20 protein-coding genes are annotated in these 19,521 nt (G+C 71.4%); 11 read left to right on the plus strand and 9 right to left on the minus strand.

Translation table 11 applies throughout. From position 1 onward, the window contains the following. The first annotated feature begins 149 nt into the window (after positions 1-149). From ACZ4TG_RS29580 to pstB, 6 genes are all read left to right on the plus strand, one after another. On the plus strand, positions 150-2,399 hold the full coding sequence (locus ACZ4TG_RS29580; RefSeq protein WP_468168208.1) for an RNA degradosome polyphosphate kinase: 2,250 nt from the start codon (positions 150-152) through the stop codon (positions 2,397-2,399). Positions 2,400-2,403: 4 nt separating this feature from the next. After that, positions 2,404-3,330, plus strand: a complete 927-nt coding sequence (locus tag ACZ4TG_RS29585) for a CHAD domain-containing protein (RefSeq protein ID WP_468168211.1) — start codon at positions 2,404-2,406, stop codon at positions 3,328-3,330. Positions 3,331-3,798: 468 nt separating this feature from the next. Further along, complete coding sequence (pstS, locus tag ACZ4TG_RS29590; RefSeq protein ID WP_468168214.1) at positions 3,799-4,938, plus strand: phosphate ABC transporter substrate-binding protein PstS; 1,140 nt, start codon at positions 3,799-3,801, stop codon at positions 4,936-4,938. A 129-nt stretch (positions 4,939-5,067) separates the two neighbouring features. Then, the gene (pstC, locus tag ACZ4TG_RS29595; protein ID WP_468168217.1) at positions 5,068-6,057 is read left to right on the plus strand and encodes a phosphate ABC transporter permease subunit PstC; all 990 of its coding nucleotides are present in this window, start codon (positions 5,068-5,070) and stop codon (positions 6,055-6,057) included. Continuing rightward, on the plus strand, positions 6,057-7,139 hold the full coding sequence (pstA, locus tag ACZ4TG_RS29600; RefSeq protein ID WP_468168220.1) for a phosphate ABC transporter permease PstA: 1,083 nt from the start codon (positions 6,057-6,059) through the stop codon (positions 7,137-7,139). The genes pstC and pstA overlap by 1 nt, the downstream gene beginning before the upstream one ends. 56 nt (positions 7,140-7,195) lie before the next feature. Beyond that, positions 7,196-7,972: a phosphate ABC transporter ATP-binding protein PstB gene (gene pstB / locus ACZ4TG_RS29605; protein WP_382642909.1), complete on the plus strand. Its 777-nt coding sequence runs from the start codon at positions 7,196-7,198 to the stop codon at positions 7,970-7,972. A 182-nt stretch (positions 7,973-8,154) separates the two neighbouring features. On the opposite strand, the gene ACZ4TG_RS29610 is transcribed toward pstB, so the two are convergent. Both ACZ4TG_RS29610 and ACZ4TG_RS29615 read right to left on the minus strand, forming a co-directional pair. Further along, positions 8,155-9,156 (minus strand): inorganic phosphate transporter, encoded by a 1,002-nt coding sequence (locus tag ACZ4TG_RS29610; protein WP_468168224.1) that lies wholly within the window; start codon positions 9,154-9,156, stop codon positions 8,155-8,157. Between the two features lie 5 nt (positions 9,157-9,161). After that, the gene (locus ACZ4TG_RS29615; RefSeq protein WP_365924998.1) at positions 9,162-9,782 is read right to left on the minus strand and encodes a DUF47 domain-containing protein; all 621 of its coding nucleotides are present in this window, start codon (positions 9,780-9,782) and stop codon (positions 9,162-9,164) included. A 194-nt stretch (positions 9,783-9,976) separates the two neighbouring features. On the opposite strand from ACZ4TG_RS29615, the gene ACZ4TG_RS29620 reads away from it, so the two are divergent. Continuing rightward, positions 9,977-10,336, plus strand: a complete 360-nt coding sequence (locus ACZ4TG_RS29620) for a metal-sensitive transcriptional regulator (RefSeq protein WP_468168227.1) — start codon at positions 9,977-9,979, stop codon at positions 10,334-10,336. Positions 10,337-10,368: 32 nt separating this feature from the next. Here the strand turns inward: ACZ4TG_RS29620 and ACZ4TG_RS29625 are convergent, their stop codons facing one another. Then, positions 10,369-10,524: a hypothetical protein gene (locus tag ACZ4TG_RS29625; RefSeq protein WP_468168318.1), complete on the minus strand. Its 156-nt coding sequence runs from the start codon at positions 10,522-10,524 to the stop codon at positions 10,369-10,371. Between the two features lie 146 nt (positions 10,525-10,670). Continuing rightward, positions 10,671-11,504, minus strand: a complete 834-nt coding sequence (locus ACZ4TG_RS29630) for an SCO4651 family lipoprotein (protein ID WP_468168230.1) — start codon at positions 11,502-11,504, stop codon at positions 10,671-10,673. 176 nt (positions 11,505-11,680) lie between these two features. Between ACZ4TG_RS29630 and ACZ4TG_RS29635 the strand changes: the two genes are divergently transcribed. Together ACZ4TG_RS29635 and ACZ4TG_RS29640 are read left to right on the plus strand one after the other, a co-directional pair. Continuing rightward, positions 11,681-11,857 carry a hypothetical protein gene (locus ACZ4TG_RS29635; RefSeq protein ID WP_468168233.1) on the plus strand — a complete coding sequence of 59 codons (177 nt, stop codon included), beginning with the start codon at positions 11,681-11,683 and terminating at the stop codon, positions 11,855-11,857. Positions 11,858-11,955: 98 nt separating this feature from the next. Then, positions 11,956-12,189 carry a hypothetical protein gene (locus ACZ4TG_RS29640; protein WP_468168236.1) on the plus strand — a complete coding sequence of 78 codons (234 nt, stop codon included), beginning with the start codon at positions 11,956-11,958 and terminating at the stop codon, positions 12,187-12,189. 228 nt (positions 12,190-12,417) lie between these two features. Here ACZ4TG_RS29640 and ACZ4TG_RS29645 read toward each other — a convergent pair whose 3' ends face one another. The 5 genes from ACZ4TG_RS29645 to ACZ4TG_RS29665 all read right to left on the minus strand — a co-directional run bounded on the left by ACZ4TG_RS29645 (position 12,418) and on the right by ACZ4TG_RS29665 (position 17,936). Beyond that, a complete protein-coding gene (locus ACZ4TG_RS29645) occupies positions 12,418-13,128 on the minus strand; it encodes a phosphatase PAP2 family protein (protein WP_468168239.1) in 711 nt (236 codons plus the stop codon). Positions 13,129-13,324: 196 nt separating this feature from the next. Beyond that, positions 13,325-14,335 (minus strand): C40 family peptidase, encoded by a 1,011-nt coding sequence (locus ACZ4TG_RS29650; protein ID WP_468168242.1) that lies wholly within the window; start codon positions 14,333-14,335, stop codon positions 13,325-13,327. Positions 14,336-14,411: 76 nt separating this feature from the next. Then, the gene (locus tag ACZ4TG_RS29655) at positions 14,412-16,406 is read right to left on the minus strand and encodes a serine/threonine-protein kinase (protein ID WP_468168245.1); all 1,995 of its coding nucleotides are present in this window, start codon (positions 16,404-16,406) and stop codon (positions 14,412-14,414) included. Positions 16,407-16,468: 62 nt separating this feature from the next. Continuing rightward, positions 16,469-17,260 carry a thioesterase family protein gene (locus ACZ4TG_RS29660; protein WP_468168248.1) on the minus strand — a complete coding sequence of 264 codons (792 nt, stop codon included), beginning with the start codon at positions 17,258-17,260 and terminating at the stop codon, positions 16,469-16,471. 67 nt (positions 17,261-17,327) lie between these two features. Continuing rightward, positions 17,328-17,936 carry a LysE family translocator gene (locus ACZ4TG_RS29665; protein WP_468168250.1) on the minus strand — a complete coding sequence of 203 codons (609 nt, stop codon included), beginning with the start codon at positions 17,934-17,936 and terminating at the stop codon, positions 17,328-17,330. A gap of 63 nt (positions 17,937-17,999) precedes the next feature. On the opposite strand from ACZ4TG_RS29665, the gene ACZ4TG_RS29670 reads away from it, so the two are divergent. Together ACZ4TG_RS29670 and ACZ4TG_RS29675 are read left to right on the plus strand one after the other, a co-directional pair. After that, the gene (locus ACZ4TG_RS29670) at positions 18,000-18,515 is read left to right on the plus strand and encodes a GNAT family N-acetyltransferase (RefSeq protein ID WP_468168253.1); all 516 of its coding nucleotides are present in this window, start codon (positions 18,000-18,002) and stop codon (positions 18,513-18,515) included. Positions 18,516-18,525: 10 nt separating this feature from the next. Continuing rightward, positions 18,526-19,338: a pentapeptide repeat-containing protein gene (locus ACZ4TG_RS29675; RefSeq protein ID WP_468168256.1), complete on the plus strand. Its 813-nt coding sequence runs from the start codon at positions 18,526-18,528 to the stop codon at positions 19,336-19,338. Positions 19,339-19,521 lie beyond the last annotated feature (183 nt).

Raw genomic sequence — 19,521 nt, forward strand, 5'->3', positions numbered from 1 at the left:
CCCGTGCGCCAGGCGGAGCCTGGAAGCCATTCGCCATTAACCGGGCATTAAGACGCGCTTGCCAGTCTCCCACCATGCAGCCCCGACTCCGACTGACGGCCGACACTTCCGACGCGCCTGTCCTGCCGCGTGCGCGGAAGAATGGAGTCATGAGCCACAAGCCCAGCGCAGGTCCCACCGAGGTCCCCGCCCAGCACCCGTCTCACACCCCCGCCCCGGCGCCGTCGCGCATCGGTTCCATAGCCGCGCACCGCCCGAACGCCGGCCACGTGGATCTCGATCCCGACCTCGACGCCGACCTCGACGCCTACGAGGACAAGGAAGGCGGCGAGCTGCCCCCCGGGCGGTTCCTGGACCGGGAGCGCAGCTGGCTCGCCTTCAACGAACGGGTGCTGGAGCTCGCGGAGGACCCCGCGACCCCGCTGCTGGAACGGGCGAACTTCCTGGCGATCTTCGCCAGCAACCTCGACGAGTTCTTCATGGTCCGCGTCGCCGGCCTCAAGCGCCGCATCGCGACCGGCGTCGCCACCCGCTCGGCCTCCGGCCTCCAGCCCCGCGAGGTGCTGGAGCAGATCTGGACCCGCTCGCGCGAGCTCATGGCCCGGCACGCCGCCTGCTACCAGCACGACATCGCCCCGCAGCTCGCCGAGGAGGGCATCCACCTCATCCGGTGGCCCGACCTCACCGAGAAGGAGCAGGCCCGCCTCTTCACCCTGTTCCGCAACCAGATCTTCCCGGTGCTCACCCCGCTGGCCGTGGACCCCGCGCACCCCTTCCCGTACATCTCCGGCCTCTCCCTGAACCTGGCCGTCGTCGTGCGCAACCCCGTCAGCGGCCACCGCCACTTCGCCCGGGTCAAGGTCCCGCCGCTCCTCTCGCGCTTCCTGGAGGCCTCCCCGCAGCGCTACGTCCCGCTGGAGGACGTCATCGCCGCGCACCTGGAGGAGCTCTTCCCCGGCATGGAGGTGCTCGCGCACCACATGTTCCGGGTCACCCGCAACGAGGACCTGGAGGTCGAGGAGGACGACGCGGAGAACCTGCTCCAGGCACTGGAGAAGGAGCTCATGCGGCGCCGCTTCGGCCCGCCCGTGCGCCTGGAGGTCGAGGAGTCCATCGACCCCGGCGTACTGGACCTCCTCGTGCAGGAGCTCAACGTCAGCGCCGCCGAGGTGTACCCGCTGCCGGGCCCGCTGGACCTGACCGCCCTCTTCGGGATCGCCTCCCTCGACGTGCCCGAGCTGAAGTACCCGAAGTTCGTCGCCGGCACCCACCGCGACCTCGCCGAGGTGGAGTCCGCCTCCGCGCCCGACATCTTCGCCGCGCTGCGCGAACGGGACGTCCTGCTGCACCACCCGTACGACTCCTTCTCCACCTCGGTACAGGCCTTCCTGGAACAGGCCGCCGCCGACCCGGACGTCCTCGCGATCAAGCAGACCCTGTACCGCACCTCCGGCGACTCCCCGATAGTCGACGCCCTCATCGACGCGGCCGAATCCGGCAAGCAGGTCCTCGTACTCGTCGAGATCAAGGCCCGCTTCGACGAGCAGGCCAACATCAAATGGGCGCGCAAGCTGGAGGAGTCCGGCTGCCACGTCGTCTACGGGCTCGTCGGCCTCAAGACCCACTGCAAGCTCTCGCTCGTCGTCCGCCAGGAAGGCGATCAGCTGCGCCGCTACTCCCACGTCGGCACCGGCAACTACCACCCCAAGACCGCCCGCCTCTACGAGGACCTCGGCCTGCTCACCGCGGACCCGCAGGTCGGCGCGGACCTCTCCGACCTCTTCAACCGGCTGTCCGGCTACTCGCGGCGCGAGACCTACCGCCGGCTGCTGACCGCACCGAAGTCGCTGCGCGACGGGCTCATCGCGCGCATCGACAAGGAGGCCGACCACCACCGGGCCGGCCGGCCCGCGTACGTCCGGCTGAAGATGAACTCGATCGTCGACGAGGCCCTCATCGACGCCCTCTACCGGGCCGCCCAGGCAGGCGTCCCGGTCGACATCTGGGTCCGCGGCATCTGCGCCGTACGACCCGGGGTCGTGGGGCTGTCGGAGAACATCCGGGTCCGCTCGATCCTCGGCCGCTTCCTGGAGCACTCCCGGGTCTTCGCCTTCGGCAACGGCGGCGAACCCGAGGTGTGGATCGGCAGCGCCGACATGATGCACCGCAACCTCGACCGCCGCATCGAGGCACTGGTCAGGGTCGCCGACCCGGCCCACCGCGCGGCACTGGACCGGCTGCTGGAAACCGGCATGTCCGACGACACCGCCTCCTGGCACCTGGGGCCGGACGGCGAATGGACCCGGCACAGCACGGACCCCGAAGGCCAGCCGCTGCGGCACGTACAGGAGATGCTCATAGACGCCCGGAGGCGCCGGCGTGGCTCAGCCAAACCATGACCCGATGGCAGGCGACGTGCTCGGCACGTACCTGCGGTCCCAGGCCACCGCATTCCTGCGCGCCCTGCGCCTGCACGGCGAGAGCGCGGCGAACGGGGCCGACGCCGACACAGGAGGTGAGGCGGCGCGCAGCCTGCGGGGGGCTGCGCGCCGGATCTCCGCCTCCCTGAGCACGTTCCGCGTGGTGACCGAGTCCGCCTGGGCCGACTCGCTGCGCACGGAGCTGGTCTGGCTCTCCTCGACCCTGGCCGACGAGCACGCGTACGCCGCCCGGCTGTCCCGGCTGATGGACGCCCTGCACCGGCTCTCCGGCAGCCCCGAGGTCCCGGCGCCCCGGGGCACCGCCGGCGCGCTCACCGTGGGCTCCGCCCGCGCGGGCGCGCTGCTGGAGCGGCAGCTCACCCTGGCCCGGACCCGCGCCCACTCGGCCACCCTCCAGGCGCTGGGCTCGGCCCGGTTCCACGCGGTGGCCGACGCGGTGGCGGTGCTCGCCTCCGAGGTCCCGCTGGACCCGGTCGCGGCCCGCGGGCGGGCCGGCGAGGTCCTGGTACCGCTGGCGGCGGTGGCCGGAACCCGGCTGTCCGCGGCCGTGTCCGCGCTCCCGCCGGAGCAGGACGGCACCCCGTACTCCGCGCACGAGGACGCGGCCTGGCACGAGGTACGCCGCCTCCTGCGGGTCCACCGGTACGCCCGGGAGGCGCTGGGCGAGGACGTGGCCCGGCTGGCGGCCGCCGGGGAGGCCCTGGACCGCCACCGGGACGCCTCCGAGGCGGCGGCCGCCTCGGCGACGGCGGCCCGCACCCCCCGCATCGCCCCGGCCACCGCCTACGCCCTCGGAGTCCTGCACGCCGACCAGCGGCACGCGGTCGAGGCGGCCCGCCAGTGCTTCCAGGCCCTCTGGCACCCGGCGCCGCTGCCGTCCCGCCACTGACGCGGCCCTCCCCTGACGCGGCCCTCCCACTGACGCGGCCCTCCCCTGACGCGCCCCTCGCACCGTCGGCCCGCCGGTGCTTGGGGCGCGCCTGCCTGGGCAGCCGCAGAATTGGCGGAGCCCCACGGCCCCGCAGCCCCACGCCCCCACCAGGGAACCGTCGAGTTCCGGCCATCGCGTCACCACCACCCGGCGAGGGCCGGGAGAAGGTCACGGCAGGATAACGTGCGGATAACGCCCCGTTACGTCCGGGTACAAACCCCCCCAACCGCACCAGGCCGTCCGCCACGGTTCACCGTCCGTTCACCAACCCCCGTCGACCGCTTCACCTGTTCTGCCTAATTTCGGTAGCGCAAGGTGCGAGCCGGGCGCACAACCTGCCGCCCGCACCGAGTGACCCCGTAGTCCTCTTCGCACGCCGCCCCGATACAGAAAGCGGCCGGCGGCTTCTGGAAGGAACACCCGAAAGTGAAGCTTCAGCGCAAGAGCATGCTTCGTGCCTCCGCCCTCGGCGCGCTCGTCGTGTCCGGCGCCCTGGTCCTCACGGCGTGCGGCTCGGACGACAACACCAAGACCGACACCTCGGCGAGCGGCAAGGCCTCGGCACCCGCCGCCGGCGACGTCAAGTGCGACGACGCCAAGGGCAAGCTCCTCGCCTCCGGCTCCTCCGCCCAGAAGAACGCCGTCGACCTGTGGGTCAAGAACTACATGGGCGCCTGCTCCGGCGTGGAGGTCAACTACAAGTCCTCCTCCTCCGGCGAGGGCATCGTCGCCTTCAACCAGGGCACCGTCGGCTTCGCCGGCTCGGACTCCGCGCTGAAGCCCGAGCAGGTCGAGGAGTCGAAGAAGATCTGCACCGGCGGCCAGGGCATCAACCTGCCGATGGTCGGCGGCCCGATCGCCCTCGGCTTCAACGTCTCCGGCGTGGACAAGCTGAACCTCGACGCCGCGACGATCGCCAACATCTTCAACGACAAGATCAAGAAGTGGGACGACGAGGCGATCAAGAAGCTGAACCCCGGCGTCACGCTTCCCTCGACCGCCATCCAGGCGTTCCACCGCTCCGAGGACTCCGGCACCACCGAGAACCTCGGCAAGTACCTCAAGGCCGCCGCTCCCGACGCCTGGACGTACGAGGCCTCCAAGAAGTGGCCCGCCCCGGGCGGCCAGGGCGCTTCCGGCTCCGCCGGTGTCGCCTCGCAGGTCAAGGCCGTCGACGGCGCGATCGGCTACTTCGAGCTCTCCTACGCCAGCTCGCAGAGCATCAAGACCGTCGACGTGAACACCGGCGCCGGCACCCCGGTCAAGGCCACCGGCGAGAACGCCTCCAAGGCCATCGCCGCCGCCAAGATCGCCGGCACCGGTTCCGACCTGGCGCTGAAGCTCGACTACACCACCAAGGCCGAGGGCGCCTACCCGATCGTCCTGGTGACGTACGAGGTCGTCTGCGACAAGGGCAACAAGGCCGAGACGCTGCCGACCGTGAAGTCCTTCCTGAACTACACCGCGTCCGACGCGGGTCAGAAGATCCTCGGCGAGAACGGCTACGCCCCGATCCCGGCCGAGATCAACGCCAAGGTCCGCGAAGTCATCAAGTCGCTGGCCTGATCCTGACCCCCGCGGTGCCGGGCCGGTCCCGTCCGACCGGCCCGGCACCCGGGGACCCTCCCCCTCCACCCGGGGGAATCCGGTGCACCGCCGCCAGGGGGCCTGCCCCCCACACAGACCGGAAAGACCATGGCTTCCACCACACCCACCCAGATAGACACGGCTCCGCCTGTCTCCAAGAGCACGAGGTCCACCGGCCGCGCCGGTGACAAGATCTTCGCCGGCCTCTCCAAGGGCTCCGGCATCGCGCTCCTGGTGATCATGGCGTCGATCGCCGTCTTCCTCACCTACCGCGCGTCGATCGCCCTGTCGAAGAACGAAGGCAACTTCTTCACCACCTTCGACTGGAACGCGTCCGCCAATCCCCCCGTCTTCGGCATCGCCGTCCTGCTCTTCGGCACCGTCGTCAGCTCGATCATCGCGATGGTCATCGCCGTCCCGATCGCCGTCGGCATCGCCCTGTTCATCTCGCACTACGCGCCGCGCAAGCTGGCCGCGCCCCTCGCCTACGTGGTCGACCTGCTGGCCGCCGTGCCGTCGATCATCTACGGCATCTGGGGCGCCCTCTTCCTCGTCCCGCAGCTGGGCGGCCTGAACCTCTGGCTGGACGAGTACCTGGGCTGGACCTACGTCTTCGACAAGTCGCAGGTCGGCGTCGCGCGCTCGCTCTTCACCGTCGGCATCCTGCTCGCGATCATGATCCTCCCGATCGTGACCAGCGTCAGCCGCGAGGTCTTCCTCCAGGTCCCGCGCATGAACGAGGAGGCCGCACTGGCCCTCGGCGCGACCCGCTGGGAAGTCATCCGGATGTCGGTCCTGCCCTTCGGCCGCTCCGGGGTCATCTCCGCCTCGATGCTCGGCCTCGGCCGCGCCCTCGGCGAGACCATGGCCGTCGCGACGGTCCTCTCCCCGAGCTTCCTCATCTCGCTGCACATCCTGGACCCGGGCGGCGGCACCTTCGCGCAGAACATCGCCGCGAAGTTCGACGAGGCCAACGAGTTCGGCCGCGACGCGCTGATCGCCTCCGGCCTGGTCCTGTTCCTCCTGACCCTGCTGGTCAACGGCGCGGCCCGGCTGATCATCGCCCGTCGCAAGGACTTCTCGGGGGCGAACGCCTGATGAGCCACGCAATCCAGGACCAGCGGCCCACCCGGGCCCGCAAGTCCGTCGCCCCCGCGAGCCTGACCCGCGGCGGCCTGCCCCGCTGGGCCCCGGCCGGCATCGCGGTCCTCTCGACCGCCCTCGGCAGCGGCATCGGAGCCGTCTTCGGCCTCCAGAGCAAGATCCAGTGGGGGCTGCTCGCGGCCCTGCTCTTCGTCACCGTGACGTACGTCGCCAGCTCGGTGATCGAGAACCGCCGCCAGGCCAAGGACCGCGTCGCGACCTCCGTCGTCTGGGTCTGCTTCATCCTCGCGCTCGTCCCGCTGCTCTCGCTGCTGTGGACGACCATCAGCCGCGGCATGAAGGTCCTCGACGGGAACTTCCTCGGCCACTCCATGAACGGCGTGACCAGCTTCGAGGCCGGCGGCGGCGTCTACCACGCGCTGCTCGGCACGATCGAGCAGGTCGCCCTGGCCACCGCGATCGCCGCCCCCATCGGCCTGCTGACCGCCGTCTACCTGGTCGAGTACGGCCGGGGCTCGCTCGCCAAGGCCGTCACCTTCTTCGTCGACGTGATGACCGGCATCCCCTCCATCGTCGCGGGCCTGTTCATCCTGACGACCTGGAACCTGATGCTCGGCTTCGGCCCGTCCGGCTTCGCCGGCGCGATGGCCCTGTCGATCCTGATGATGCCGGTCGTGGTCCGCTCCACCGAGGAGATGCTCAAGCTCGTCCCGAACGAGCTGCGCGAGGCCGCGCTGGCCCTCGGCGTGCCGAAGTGGCGCGTGATCATCAAGGTGGTCCTCCCCACCGCCATCGGCGGCATCGCCACCGGTGTGATGCTGGCCGTCGCCCGCATCGCCGGCGAGACCGCCCCGATCATGCTGCTGGTCTTCGGCACCCAGCTGATCAACAACAACCCCTTCGAAGGTGCCCAGTCCTCGCTCCCGCTGTACATCTGGGAGCAGTACAAGGTCGGCAGTGAAGCCTCCTACGACCGGGCCTGGGCCGCTGCGCTCGTCCTGATCGCCTTCGTCATGATCTTGAACCTGGTGGCACGCGGCATCGCGCGCTGGAAAGCCCCGAAGACCGGCCGCTAGGTATCGACTTTTGCGGCTCCGCCGCGTGAGACTGCATTGAAAGAGAAGTGACCCTCATGGCCAAGCGAATCGACGTCAGCGGCCTCTCCGCCTTCTACGGCTCCCACAAGGCCATCGACGACATCTCGATGACCGTGGAACCCCGCTCCGTGACCGCCTTCATCGGCCCCTCCGGCTGCGGCAAGTCCACCTTCCTGCGCACCCTGAACCGCATGCACGAGGTCACCCCCGGTGGCCGCGTCGAGGGCAAGGTGCTCCTGGACGACGAGAACCTCTACGGCCCCGGCGTGGACCCGGTCGCGGTCCGCCGCACGGTCGGCATGGTCTTCCAGCGCCCGAACCCCTTCCCCACGATGTCGATCTTCGACAACGTGGCGGCGGGCCTGCGCCTGAACGGCTCCTTCAAGAAGTCCGAGCTCACGGACATCGTCGAGAAGTCCCTCCAGGGCGCCAACCTCTGGAACGAGGTCAAGGACCGCCTGAACAAGCCCGGCTCCGGCCTCTCCGGCGGCCAGCAGCAGCGCCTGTGCATCGCCCGCGCCATCGCGGTCGAGCCCCAGGTCCTGCTGATGGACGAGCCCTGCTCCGCGCTCGACCCGATCTCCACCCTCGCCATCGAGGACCTGATCGGGGAGCTCAAGGAGCGGTTCACGATCGTCATCGTGACGCACAACATGCAGCAGGCGGCCCGCGTCTCGGACCGCACCGCCTTCTTCAACCTCGCCGCCGTCGGCCAGCCGGGCAAGCTCGTCGAGATCGACGACACGGACCGGATCTTCTCCAACCCGTCCGTCCAGGCGACCGAGGACTACATCTCGGGCCGCTTCGGCTAGAGCCGGACCCCCGACACCAGACCTCATGCGGCTGCGCCGCGTGAACCGATACGTCCTGCGGTGCTGCATGGCGGTGCCACCGCAAGGCGAAAGAAAAGGGCCGGCTCCCCCTGGGTGGGGGGAGCCGGCCCGCTTTCGTCACGCCGGGTGCTCGGTCGTCCGTACAGCCGCGCACCCGCCCGCTAGTCGACGAAGGCCAGGTTCACGATCCAGAAGCTCACGGCCGCGACGAGCGCGGCCGCCGGCATGGTGATGAACCAGCCCATGATGATGTTCTTGGCGACGCCCCAGCGGACCGCGTTGACCCGCTTGGTCGCGCCCACACCCATGATCGCCGAGGTGATCACGTGGGTGGTGGAGATCGGCGCGTGGAAGAGGAACGCCGAGCCGAACATGATCGAGGCGCCGGTGGTCTCCGCCGCGAAACCCTGCGGCGGGTCCAGCTCGATGATCTTGCGGCCGAGGGTGCGCATGATGCGCCAGCCGCCCGCGTAGGTGCCCAGCGACAGCATCACGGCACAGACGATCTTGACCCAGATCGGGATCGCGTCGCCCGAATCCTGCACGTCGGCGATGACCAGGGCCATCACCACGATGCCCATCGTCTTCTGGGCGTCCTGGAGGCCGTGGCCCAGCGCCATCCCGGCCGCCGACACCGTCTGCGCGATACGGAAGCCGCGCTTGGCCTTGTGCGGGTTGGACCGGCGGAACATCCACAGGATGGCCACCATGACCAGGTAGCCGACGACGAGGCCGACGACCGGCGAGACGAACATCGGGATGACGACCTTGTCGATCACCCCGGACCAGATGACCTCGGTCCCGCCCGCCAGCGCCGCGCCCACCATGCCGCCGAACAGCGCGTGGGAGGAGGACGAGGGCAGGCCGAAGTACCAGGTGATCAGGTTCCAGACGATCGCGCCGACCAGCGCCGCGAAGAGGATCCACATGCCCCGGTTGCCGTGGGGCGTCTCGATCAGGCCCTCACTCACCGTCTTGGCCACGCCGCTGCCCAGGAAGGCACCGGCGAGGTTCATCACCGCGGCCATCGCGAGCGCGGCGCGCGGCGTCAGCGCACGCGTCGAGACCGAGGTCGCGATCGCGTTCGCCGAGTCGTGGAACCCGTTGGTGTAAGTGAAGCCGAGCGCGACACCGATGGTCACGATCAGCGCGAAGGTGTCCACGAGGTTCAGGACTCCTTGACCGCGATGGTCTCCACCGTGTTCGCGACGTGCTCGAACGCGTCGGCGGCCTCTTCGAGCACATCGACGATCTGCTTGAGCTTCAGCACCTCGATGGCGTCGTACTTGCCGTTGAAGAGCTGGGCGAGCAGCTTGCGGTGGATCTGGTCCGCCTGGTTCTCCAGCCGGTTGACCTCGATCCAGTACTCGGTCAGGTTGTCCATGGTCCGCAGGTGCGGCATGGCCTCGGCGGTCAGCTCGGCCGCCCGGGCCAGTACCTCGATCTGCTGCTCGACGCCCTTGGGCAGTTCCTCCACGTTGTAGAGGACGACCAGGTCGACCGCCTCCTCCATGAAGTCCATGATGTCGTCGAGGCAGGAGGCCAGGTTGTAGATGTCCTCGCGGTCGAACGGCGTGATGAAGGAGGAGTTCAGCTGGTGGAAGATCGCGTGGGTGGCGTCATCCCCCGCGTGCTCCGCTGCCCGCATCCGCTCCGCGATCTCGGCCCGGGCGGAGGAGTCCGCTCCGAGCAGTTCCATCAGGAGCTTGGAGCCCGTGACGATGTTGTCCGCGGATGCGGCGAACATGTCGTAGAAGCTCGTCTCCCTGGGGGTCAGACGAAATCGCACGTGAGGTCCTCGGGGTGCATTGGATTCGGTCAGGCTGATGCTAGGCGCATCCCCCGGCCACGGCTAACCGGCGGTTCCCCAGTGTCCTCCATCGGGCAGAGTGGGCGGCACGGACCCCTGCCCGTTCGCCGGGGGGCCAGTACCCTATACCCATGAGGGGTATACATCCCTCGTTCCGGACCACGGGAGGACGCATGACGACCATCGAGGCGGAGGGTCCCGGCGCCGAGGCCGGAGCCGGCGTCGAAGGCGGCACCCAGGCGGCACCGGCGGTGCACGGCTACCACCACCAGAAGGACGAGCACCTCAAGCGGCTGCGCCGGATCGAGGGCCAGATCCGCGGCCTGCAGCGGCTCGTCGACGAGGACGTGTACTGCATCGACATACTCACCCAGGTCTCGGCGAGCACGAAGGCACTCCAGTCCTTCGCGCTCCAGCTGCTGGAGGAGCACCTGCGGCACTGCGTCGCGGACGCCGCCGTCAAGGGCGGGGCCGAGATCGACGCCAAGGTCGAGGAAGCCACGAAGGCGATCGCCCGGCTGCTGCGGACCTGATCCGCGCACGAGCGGCCGCGGGGGCCGGGTCGCTACGGGTATCCGATGCCCATCAGCACCTCGTCGATCCGGTCCTGGCTCAGCCGCTCCTCGACCGCCGCCGAGGCCGCGATGATCAGCTCACCGCACAGCTCGATCTCGGCGAGCGCCACGTGGTCCTGCACCGTCGTACCGCCTGCGGGAGTCACGCGTGTCACCTCTTTCTGCCGCCCTCGCCCGTCGGCGCTCGGCTTCTCAGCGTAGGGAGCGCAGGCCCCTGCGCACATGACACGGATGGACCATTTCCGGATACCGGGCCATGGTCCGATCGCGCCGCCCGGGCCGCGCACCCCGGCTATTCGGCGATCTTCCCGGCGAAAATGTCCTTGCTTGCGGGCAATACGACGACCACCGGAGTACCGAACCCGTACAGCAGCGTGGTCGAGGAGACATCGATCACGCCATTGTTGACATAGGTGAAACGGTGGCGGACCTTGCGCAGCCGCCCCTCCATGTCGAGGTACGCGTCGAAGGGCACCGTGTCCTTGCTGAACCCTTTCGCCGCCGCCTCCAGTGCCCCCTTCACCCCGGGCGAGGCGCTCTGCGCGGCCCGCCCGATGTCCGTGGTCCCCCGGTAGTGCCGCACCTTGGTGCCCGCCACGTCGGTCTCCCCCACGTACGTCACCTCCTGCGCGCCCCGCAGCAGCTCGACCGCCGCCAGCGGGTCGGTCGCCCCGCCGGTGACCAGGTTCCCGTCCGCGAGGGTCGTCGTGTCCACCCGGACCCACTTGTCGTCGGGGACGCCGGCGCCGCGGTTCTTCATGTACAGGGCGCCCGGGACCAGGAGCTCGGTGATGGGCCGGTGCTCGGGCTTGCCCGTCACATCGGCCGGGAGCATCACCAGCAGCTGGCCCATCCGGTTCTTGAAGTCCACCCCGCCCTCGCCGCGGATCGTGACCCGCGTCCCGCCGGTGGCCATCTCCATCGCCGTACGCGCCCGCGCGCTGCCGGCCCCGGTCAGCCCGTCGGCGGCGCCGCGGACCGCCTCGGCCGGATCCTGCGGAGGCCGGTCGTCACCGCTCGCGGGGCCTCCGCATCCGGTCATCGCGGCCATGGTCACCGCCACTGCGGCGGCAAGCGCCGCCTCACCCGCACGCCCTCGTCGCCGCATGTGCTGGTGCACCACCATCGCCTGCCAACCCCCAACGCATGACCGCTGCTTGCCCGAGGCCCCCACCCGCTCCGCTTAACGAGGTCCGGGGTTTCCCGTCACGGGCCGGGGCAGTGCCGGAGCCGGACCGGGCCCGGTACCTTGGGGGAGTGGACCCGCACACCAAGGCGACTCCGATCCCTCCGCTTGCCGCTGTGCCGCTGCCCCGACACCCGGGGGAGCCCGTGCAGCAGCCGGCCACCGGCCACACCACGAGCACCGCCGAACGCGGCTCGTTCTGCCTGGCCGTCTGCACCTGCGGCTGGACCGGGCCGGCCCGCCGCTCCCGCGACCTGGCCCGCAGGGACGCCACCCGGCACACGGCGGGGTAGGGGGTCCCGCGCCGGACACGCGCGCCCTGCGGCCGGGCGTGTCGCCCGTTCGGACGGCCCGGCTGGCCGGTCGGCCCGGGAGCGGATGACCTTGAGTCATGCCAGGTCCCGCACCCCGCTTCGCGGCCCTCCTGTGGGCCCTGCTGCTCAGCGCGCTCACCCCGGGCGCGGCCTGGGCCCGCCCGGTGGGCTCGGCGGACGGCCCGGGCGACGTGGCGCTGGCGATCGGGCTCACCACGGCCGCCGCCCTGGCCACCGGGCTCTGGCTGCGTTCCCGCTACCGCCGCGACGACACGGACGACGGCCCGGGCACGGAACCGGGGGACCCGTGAGCCCCCGCCCCCGCCCGACGGCGGTCCGCTTCTGCTTCGGCGCCTCCGCGCTCTGCTTCCTGGCGGCCCTGCTCCTCGTCCTGTGGGACAGCTACGGCCGCCCGTAGCCCCTTCGCGGCTCCGCCGGCGCTTGGGGCGGGGCCACCTGGCGCGGCGGGGCCCCGGAGAGCCCGGCGCGGGCGGGGTCGCCCGCTCAGCGGCGCCGCAGCGGGGGCCGCGTACAACCGCTCAGGCGGCCAGGTCGCTCTCGCGCGGCCGCGGGGCCAGCTCCACCGGGCGGGCGACGACCCGGTCCTTGGCCCGTACCAGCCACCCCGCCCGCCGCGACCGCGCCACGGCCCGCACCAGCGGGGTCAGCAGCGCCATCGCCGCCGGCGCGAGCACCAGCACGACGGCGGTGCCGAGCGCCAGCCCGCCGATGACGTCGGTCGGATAGTGCACGCCCGCGTACACCCGGCACAGGCCCTCGACGAGCGCGAGCCCGATCCCGATGAACCCGAGCTTCCGGTTCGCGATGAACAGCCCGGCCGCCACCGCCATCATCATCGTGGCGTGGTCGCTCACGAAGGAGAACTCCGCACCCCCGAGCCTGGACCCCAGCCCCGGCCCGGACGCGAGCACCTCCAGGCCCTCGTGCTGCAGGAAGGGGCGCGGCCGCCCCACGAACCCCCGCAACGGCACGTTCACCAGCAGCGCGATCCCGGCGGCGAGCGGCGCCCACACCAGCGCGGCGAAGGATTCGACGGCCGCGGGCTCGTCCTGCCGCCGCGCGCCGCGCCAGCACCACAGGACCAGCAGCACCATGGCCAGCGGGAGCCCGTACTCGCCGGTGAGGCCCACCGCCCGGTCGAGCCAGTCCGGCGCGCGCCGGGCCAGGCCGTTGACCTCGTACAGCAGGCTTACATCCACGTTCGGCCCACCGCTCGTGAGTCCAGCCATGGTGATGCGGCCCCTTGCTTGCCTAGGTCCCCTGCGGACGCACGCGGTGTACGTCCCTTAAGCCCCCGCCGATCAACCCCCGTGCCCATGGAACGCCCGTTCTGGCAAAGGGGTTCCACTCTCCACGGAATGATCACTGCAACGTTATCCAAGAGTGACTCATCGTCGCAGCTCAGGGCCTAGGCCTAACGGAGAGTCACTGAGGCGCCTTGGCATCCGCGGTTCGCTCCGGAAGGGCCTCCGCGCCGTCCTTGGTGACCCGCGTCGCGCCGAAGTAGTCCGGGGTGTCGATCTTGTCGAAGCGAATCACCGCGCCGGTGAACGGAGCATTGATCATGTATCCCCCGCCGACGTACAGCCCGACATGCCGGATCTCCCGGGAGTTGGTCAGGTCATCGGAGAAGAAGACCAGATCACCGGGAAGGAGTTCGTCCCGGGAGGGATGCGGACCGGCGTTGTACTGGTCGTTCGCGACGCGCGGCAGCTCGATGCCCACCGTCTCGTACGCCGCCTTCGTCAGCCCCGAGCAGTCGAACCGTCCGTCCTGGTCGGGCGTACCGTTTCCGCCCCACAGATACGGGGTCCCCAACTGCTTCTGCGCGAAGTAGATGGCCCCGGCGGCCTGCTGGGAGGGCGCCACCCTGCCGACCGGCCGCTCGAAGCTCTTGGCCAGGGTGGTAATCGTCTTTACGTACCCCTGGGTCTCCTTGTACGGAGGCACGCCCCCGTACTTGATGACCGCGTACGCCCCCGCGTTGTACGCCGCGAGCATGTTGCTCGTCGCGTCCCCGGCCACCTGCGCCACGTCCTTGGACAGCTCGCAGTCGTACGAAGCCGCCGACGGGATCGCGTCGTTGGGGTCCCAGATGTCCCGGTCCCCGTCCCCGTCCCCGTCGACGCCGTGGCCCGCCCACGTCCCCGGGATGAACTGCGCGATCCCGCGCGCGTCCGCCGGGCTGACGGCACTCGGGTTCCAGCCGCTCTCCGAGTACAGCTGGGCGGCGAGCAGCGCCGGGCTGATGGCCGGGCACAGGGTGCCCCACTTCTGCACCAGCGCCTGGTACTTACCGGGCACCGCTCCCTTCGCGAGCCCCAACGGCCTGCCCCCGGAACCCGAGCCCACCAGGCCGGCCGCCGCCGAGTACGTCCCCACGACGAGCAGCACGAGGAAGCTCAGGGCAAGCCCGATCCCGATTCCGCCTGCCATCCAGAATCTGCGCACCCGTCAACCCTCCCCCATCCCCACCGTTTTCAGGAGCGATCCGCCCGTGTCGCCGTTTCCGCTACCCCACTCGGAAGCCGTTGCACGCGATGGCGGTGTACCGCTCGGCTCCATCCTCGACGCGGTAGAACACCACCGTCCAGTCCCCCTTGTCGTCGGCCAGGGGCACGGCTCCCGGAAAGTCGTCCGGATAGGTCAACTCCGTGTAGTCGCCGGAATCCCAGTGGGCGTACAGATCCGAGGACGCGGCGCTCAGGAAGCCGGTCTTCTTCCCGTCCCCGGGCGGATGCGGGGGTTTGACGGCCACCGAGACGAGATACGGCTTGGGGCGCGCGCCCGGCTTGTCCCCGCGCTGGGGGCGGAACTTGACCTGGGCGCTGGTGCCGGGGACCCCGTTGGTGTTCGAGGACACCGTCGAGGTCTCGATGCCGGCCCCGGGCGGTGAGCCGGTGTCACGGACACAGTCGCCGGCGCCGTACCCGGCCAGCCGGGGGTCGGAGGACAGCTTCCACCGATGGTCCTCCCCGGCCCAGCCGCCCCCGACGCCCCCGGCGCCGGTGCCCTGGGTGGCGCCGGTGCCCTGACCCGTGCCGGGGCCCTGGGCGGTGCCGGAGCCGGAGTCGGAGCCGCTGCCCTGGCCGGCGCCCGGCGCGGCGCTCTGCCCGGCCCCGCCGCCGGCCCCGGACCCGCCCCCGGCCCCGTTTCCGGCGCCGGCCCCGGCCTCCCCGGGCGGGAACTGCCAGAGCGCGACCGACCCCGCCGCGGCGAGCAGGGCCCCCGCGGCCAGCCAGGTCCCGATCCGCCGACCGGGCCGGGGCGCGGGGCCGACGTACGGCGTGGGGGCCTCGGGGCGCAACGGCTCCCCGACGAGCTGCCGGGTCACGGCAACGCCCCCGCGCCCCCCGCCGGTCACGTCCTCCGGCACCGCCCGGGACGCGGCGCCGGGGCCGGCCCCGGCGGGCTCCGGCCCAGACGCGGGAACGGGCTCCGGCCCGGGCACGGCGGCGGGCGCGGATCCGGGTCCTGGCGCGGGAACGGGCTCCAGCCTGGGCACGGCGGCGGACTCCGGCCCGGGCACGCCCGCGGACTCCAGCCCGGACGCGACGGCAGGCTCCTGCCCGGCCGCGGCGGCGGACTCCGGCCCCGGCGCGGCGGCGGGCTCCGGACCGGACGCGGCTACGGATCCGGCCCGGGGTACGGGTATGGGCTCCCGCCGCGCGGCCAGTCCCGCGTACACCGGGTCCTCCACCAGCGCGCCCCGCACCCCGCAGCGCCGGATCACCTCGGCCGGCTCCGGCCTGTCCGCCGGGTCCTTCGCCACGCAGGCCTCGATCAGCTCCGCCAGCCCCGGCTCGACCCCGGCCAGGTCGATCCCCTCGTACACCGTCCGGAAGCCGACGCTCGCCGGAGCCCCGGCACCGAACGGCGGCCGCCCGGTCGCCGCGTACGCCAGCGTCGCCCCGAGCGCGAACACATCGGCGGCAGCCCCGGCGACCCCGCCCAGCAGCACCTCCGGCGCCGTGAACCCCGGCGTCCCGGGCGTCTGCCCCGTCTCGGTCAGCACCGTCGAGCCGACCCCGTGCGCGATCCCGAAGTCGATCAGCTGCGGGCCCTGCACCGCCAGGATCACGTTCTGCGGCTTCAGGTCCCGGTGCGTGACCCCGTACGCGTGCACGCTCGCCAGCCCCTCCGCCAGCGCCGCGCCCAGCCCCCGGCAGGTGCCCGGCGCCAGCGCCCCACCGCCGCGCACCGCGTCCGCCAGCGTCGGACCGGCCACGTACTCGGTCACCAGCCAGTAGGGCGCGGCCTCCAGCGAGGCGTCGATCAGGTTCGCGGTGTACGCCGAGCGCACCGCCCGTACGGTCTCCACCTCGCGGCGAAACCGGGCGAGCGCCTCGGGATACCCGACGATCTCGTCCCGCACCACCTTGACGGCCACCAGCCGCCCCCCGGGCGAACGCCCGAGGTACACCTGCCCCATCCCCCCGGCCCCGAGCCGGGCCACCAGCACGTGCGGCCCGATCCGGTCGGGGTCGGCCTCTGTGAGCGGCTCCATCTGCCCGAGCCTGCCATACGTACAGTCATACGTACTGCCGTGCCCGACAAGGGGGTTGGCGGCTAACGCGGAGCGACGAAGAGGCTCTGCGCGCTCCGCCCGATCGGCCCCTTCTCGTCGTGCAGCTGCGCGTCGGCGAGCCCGATCCCGGCCGCGTCCACGCTCGTACGGGCCTCCACGCAGGCCCATTCGCCCACCGGGTGGCGGTGCAGGTGGACGGTGAGGTCGCTGTTGATGAAGACGAACCGGCCGAAGTCCATGACCGAGCTGATGCCGTTGCCCGAGTCGGCGGCGATCAGCACCCGGTCCAGCGCGGCGGTCTCCTCCCCGGCGATCAGCGGCACCTTCATCCGCATCCAGCAGGTACCCGGCCCCAGCTCGACGAAGGCACCCTCGGTGAACCGGGTCTCCATGGCCGAGTGGTAGCCGGTCTCCCACGGCACGGGGAAGAACGGCGTCCGCGCCACCTCACCCGGCGGCGGCAGCTGCGGCCCGGGGACGACCGCCGGGACCACCTCCTCGGCGACCCGGATCCGCAGGGCGCGCGCGAGCATCACCGGCGCCGCCCCCTGTGGCGCGAGGGCGGCCTCCACCACCTCGGTGCTGCGTCCGGAGCGGACCACCGAGGTGGTGATCTCCAGCGGGCCGATCGGCACCGGGCGCAGGATCTCGTACGTGATCCGCGCGATCCGCATGTCGACGCGGGCGCCGGCCCGCTCCTCGACGGCCCGCCCGAGCAGCGCGGCCGGAGGCCCGGCGTGCTGCGAGCCCGGGTCCCAGGGCCCGCGCGTGTACTCGGTAGCCAGGAAGCGGCCCGTGTCGACCCGCTCGAAGAAGCCGTCAGCAACGCTCATGACCCAGCACGCTACCGACAGGTAACCCCGGACACCAGCCCCTCAGGACCCCACAACCCCACCGCACTCACCGGGCGAACCCCAGCCCCACCCCCAGCCCCACCAGCACCGACCCGATCGCCCGGTTCAGCGCCTTCTGCGCCTTCAGCATCCGCTCACGCAGCCGGGAGTTGGAGAAGAACAGCGCCACCGCCCCGAACCACGCCAGATGCGCCGCCGACATGAACAGCCCGTACCCCGCCTGCTGCCACACGGCGGTGTCCGGGTTCACCACCTGCGTGAACGTCGACACGACGAACAGCGTGGTCTTCGGGTTGAGCACATTGGTCAGGAACCCGGACCGCAGCGCCCCCAGCCGGGTCAGCTGCGGCTTCGACTCCAGGTCCACGGTCAGCTCGGCGCGCGCCCGGAAGGTGCGGATCCCGATCCACACCAGATACGCGGCGCCCGCCAGCTTGATCGCCGTGAACAGCGCGGTCGACGAGGCGATCAGCAGACCGACCCCGAGCATCGTGTACGAGACGTGCACCAGCACCCCGGCCGCGACCCCCGCCGCGGCGAACAGGCCGGTGGGCCGCCCGTACAGATAACTGTTCCGTACGACCATCGCGAAATCGGCCCCCGGACTGATCACGGCGAGCAGGGTGATGACGGCAACTGCGATCACTTCTGTCATGTACGGATGCTCACCCCACCCACGCTCTCGATCAAGTGCGTCCGGCATACGGATACTTGGCCCATGACGACCACTCCCCTCACCCTGCGCCCTTTCCTCCCCGCCACCGACGCGCCGCTCCTGCGGGACTGGATCACCACTCCGGCCGAGCTCACCACCTGGGCCGGCCCGGCCTTCTCCTGGCCCCTGGACGACGCCCAGCTCTCCGCCTACGCCGTGGAACCCGGCCGCCACACCTGGACCGCGGTCCACGGCGAGGACGACACCCCCGTCGGCCACATCTCCCTGCGCCGCCACCACGACGCCCCGGACGACGCCCGCCTCGGCCGGGTCCTGATCGCCCCGCACGCCCGCGGCCGCGGGCTCGGCGAAAGCCTGCTCGCCGAGGCCGTCTCCCGCGCCTTCACCGGCCTGCGGCTGCACTCCCTCGACCTGGGCGTGTACGCGCACAACACCCCGGCCGTCCGCCTCTACGAAAAGCTCGGCTTCCGCACCGAGCAGGTCCTAGAGGACGTCGAGCAGGTCGACGGCGTCTGGTGGACCGCCCTCCAGATGCGGCTGCGCTCCCCCCACCAGTAACAATGGAAGGGTGTCGACCACCCCTGCCCCCGCCCTGCACGCCGACTGCGCCAACTGCTTCGCGCTCTGCTGCGTGGCCCTCCCCTTCGCGAAATCCACCGACTTCGCCGTGAACAAGGCCGCCGGAACCCCCTGCAAGAACCTCCAGCAGGACTTCCGCTGCGGGATCCACACCCGGCTGCGCGACAAGGGCTTCCAGGGCTGCACCGTCTTCGACTGCTTCGGCGCGGGCCAGCAGGTCTCCCAGGTCACCTTCGGCGGGCGGGACTGGCGCACCCACCCGGACACGGCCCGCCAGATGTTCGACGTCTTCCCCGTGATGCGGCAGCTGCACGAGCTGCTCTACTACGTCACCGAGGCCCTCACCCTCCCGGCGGCGGCCCCGCTCCACGCCGACCTCCGTGAGGCGCTGGCCAAGACCACGGCAGCCACCCAGGCGGACGCCGCCGCCCTGGCCCCCTTCGACGTCGGCACCCTCCGCCAGGAGATCAACGCCCTCCTCCTGCGGACCAGCGAGCTGGTGCGCGCGAAGTCCCCGGCCCGCAAGAAGAACCACCGCGGGGCCGACCTGATGGGAGCCCGCCTCTCGGGAGCCGACCTCCGCGGCGCCAACTTCCGCGGCGCCTACCTCATCGCCGCCGACCTCTCGGGAGCCGACCTCCGCAAGGCCGACCTCATCGGCGCGGACCTCCGCGACACCAACCTCCGCGCCGCCGACCTCCGCGAGGCCCTCTTCCTCACCCAGCCCCAGCTCAACGCCGCCCAAGGCTCCCCCACCACCCGAATCCCCCCTTCCCTGACCCGCCCCACCCACTGGGCCTAAGCCGCCACGCCGATGTACCGACTGACGGAATGTCGGACATGTGTCAGCGGGACGGCCCAACGACACGCCGCCGATTGAGCCGAACGGCCGCCCCTGGACCCGGCCCCCGATCGGCCTTCCGCACGGCGAGACGACAATCATTGCCCGGCGTCAACCCCCGTGATACACAGAGTGACCTGGTCA

It is taken from the genome of Streptomyces sp. NPDC028314 (genome assembly GCF_055565795.1).

Coding starts and splice junctions, on each gene's coding strand:
- ACZ4TG_RS29580 (WP_468168208.1), top strand. CDS start 150: ATGAGCCACAAGCCCAGCGCAGGTCCCACCGAGGTCCCCGCCCAGCAC.
- ACZ4TG_RS29585 (WP_468168211.1), top strand. CDS start 2,404: ATGGCAGGCGACGTGCTCGGCACGTACCTGCGGTCCCAGGCCACCGCA.
- pstC (WP_468168217.1), top strand. CDS start 5,068: ATGGCTTCCACCACACCCACCCAGATAGACACGGCTCCGCCTGTCTCC.
- pstA (WP_468168220.1), top strand. CDS start 6,057: ATGAGCCACGCAATCCAGGACCAGCGGCCCACCCGGGCCCGCAAGTCC.
- pstB (WP_382642909.1), top strand. CDS start 7,196: ATGGCCAAGCGAATCGACGTCAGCGGCCTCTCCGCCTTCTACGGCTCC.
- ACZ4TG_RS29620 (WP_468168227.1), top strand. CDS start 9,977: ATGACGACCATCGAGGCGGAGGGTCCCGGCGCCGAGGCCGGAGCCGGC.
- ACZ4TG_RS29630 (WP_468168230.1), bottom strand. CDS start 11,504: ATGGTGGTGCACCAGCACATGCGGCGACGAGGGCGTGCGGGTGAGGCG.
- ACZ4TG_RS29640 (WP_468168236.1), top strand. CDS start 11,956: ATGCCAGGTCCCGCACCCCGCTTCGCGGCCCTCCTGTGGGCCCTGCTG.
- ACZ4TG_RS29645 (WP_468168239.1), bottom strand. CDS start 13,128: ATGGCTGGACTCACGAGCGGTGGGCCGAACGTGGATGTAAGCCTGCTG.
- ACZ4TG_RS29650 (WP_468168242.1), bottom strand. CDS start 14,335: ATGGCAGGCGGAATCGGGATCGGGCTTGCCCTGAGCTTCCTCGTGCTG.
- ACZ4TG_RS29655 (WP_468168245.1), bottom strand. CDS start 16,406: ATGGAGCCGCTCACAGAGGCCGACCCCGACCGGATCGGGCCGCACGTG.
- ACZ4TG_RS29660 (WP_468168248.1), bottom strand. CDS start 17,260: ATGAGCGTTGCTGACGGCTTCTTCGAGCGGGTCGACACGGGCCGCTTC.
- ACZ4TG_RS29665 (WP_468168250.1), bottom strand. CDS start 17,936: ATGACAGAAGTGATCGCAGTTGCCGTCATCACCCTGCTCGCCGTGATC.
- ACZ4TG_RS29670 (WP_468168253.1), top strand. CDS start 18,000: ATGACGACCACTCCCCTCACCCTGCGCCCTTTCCTCCCCGCCACCGAC.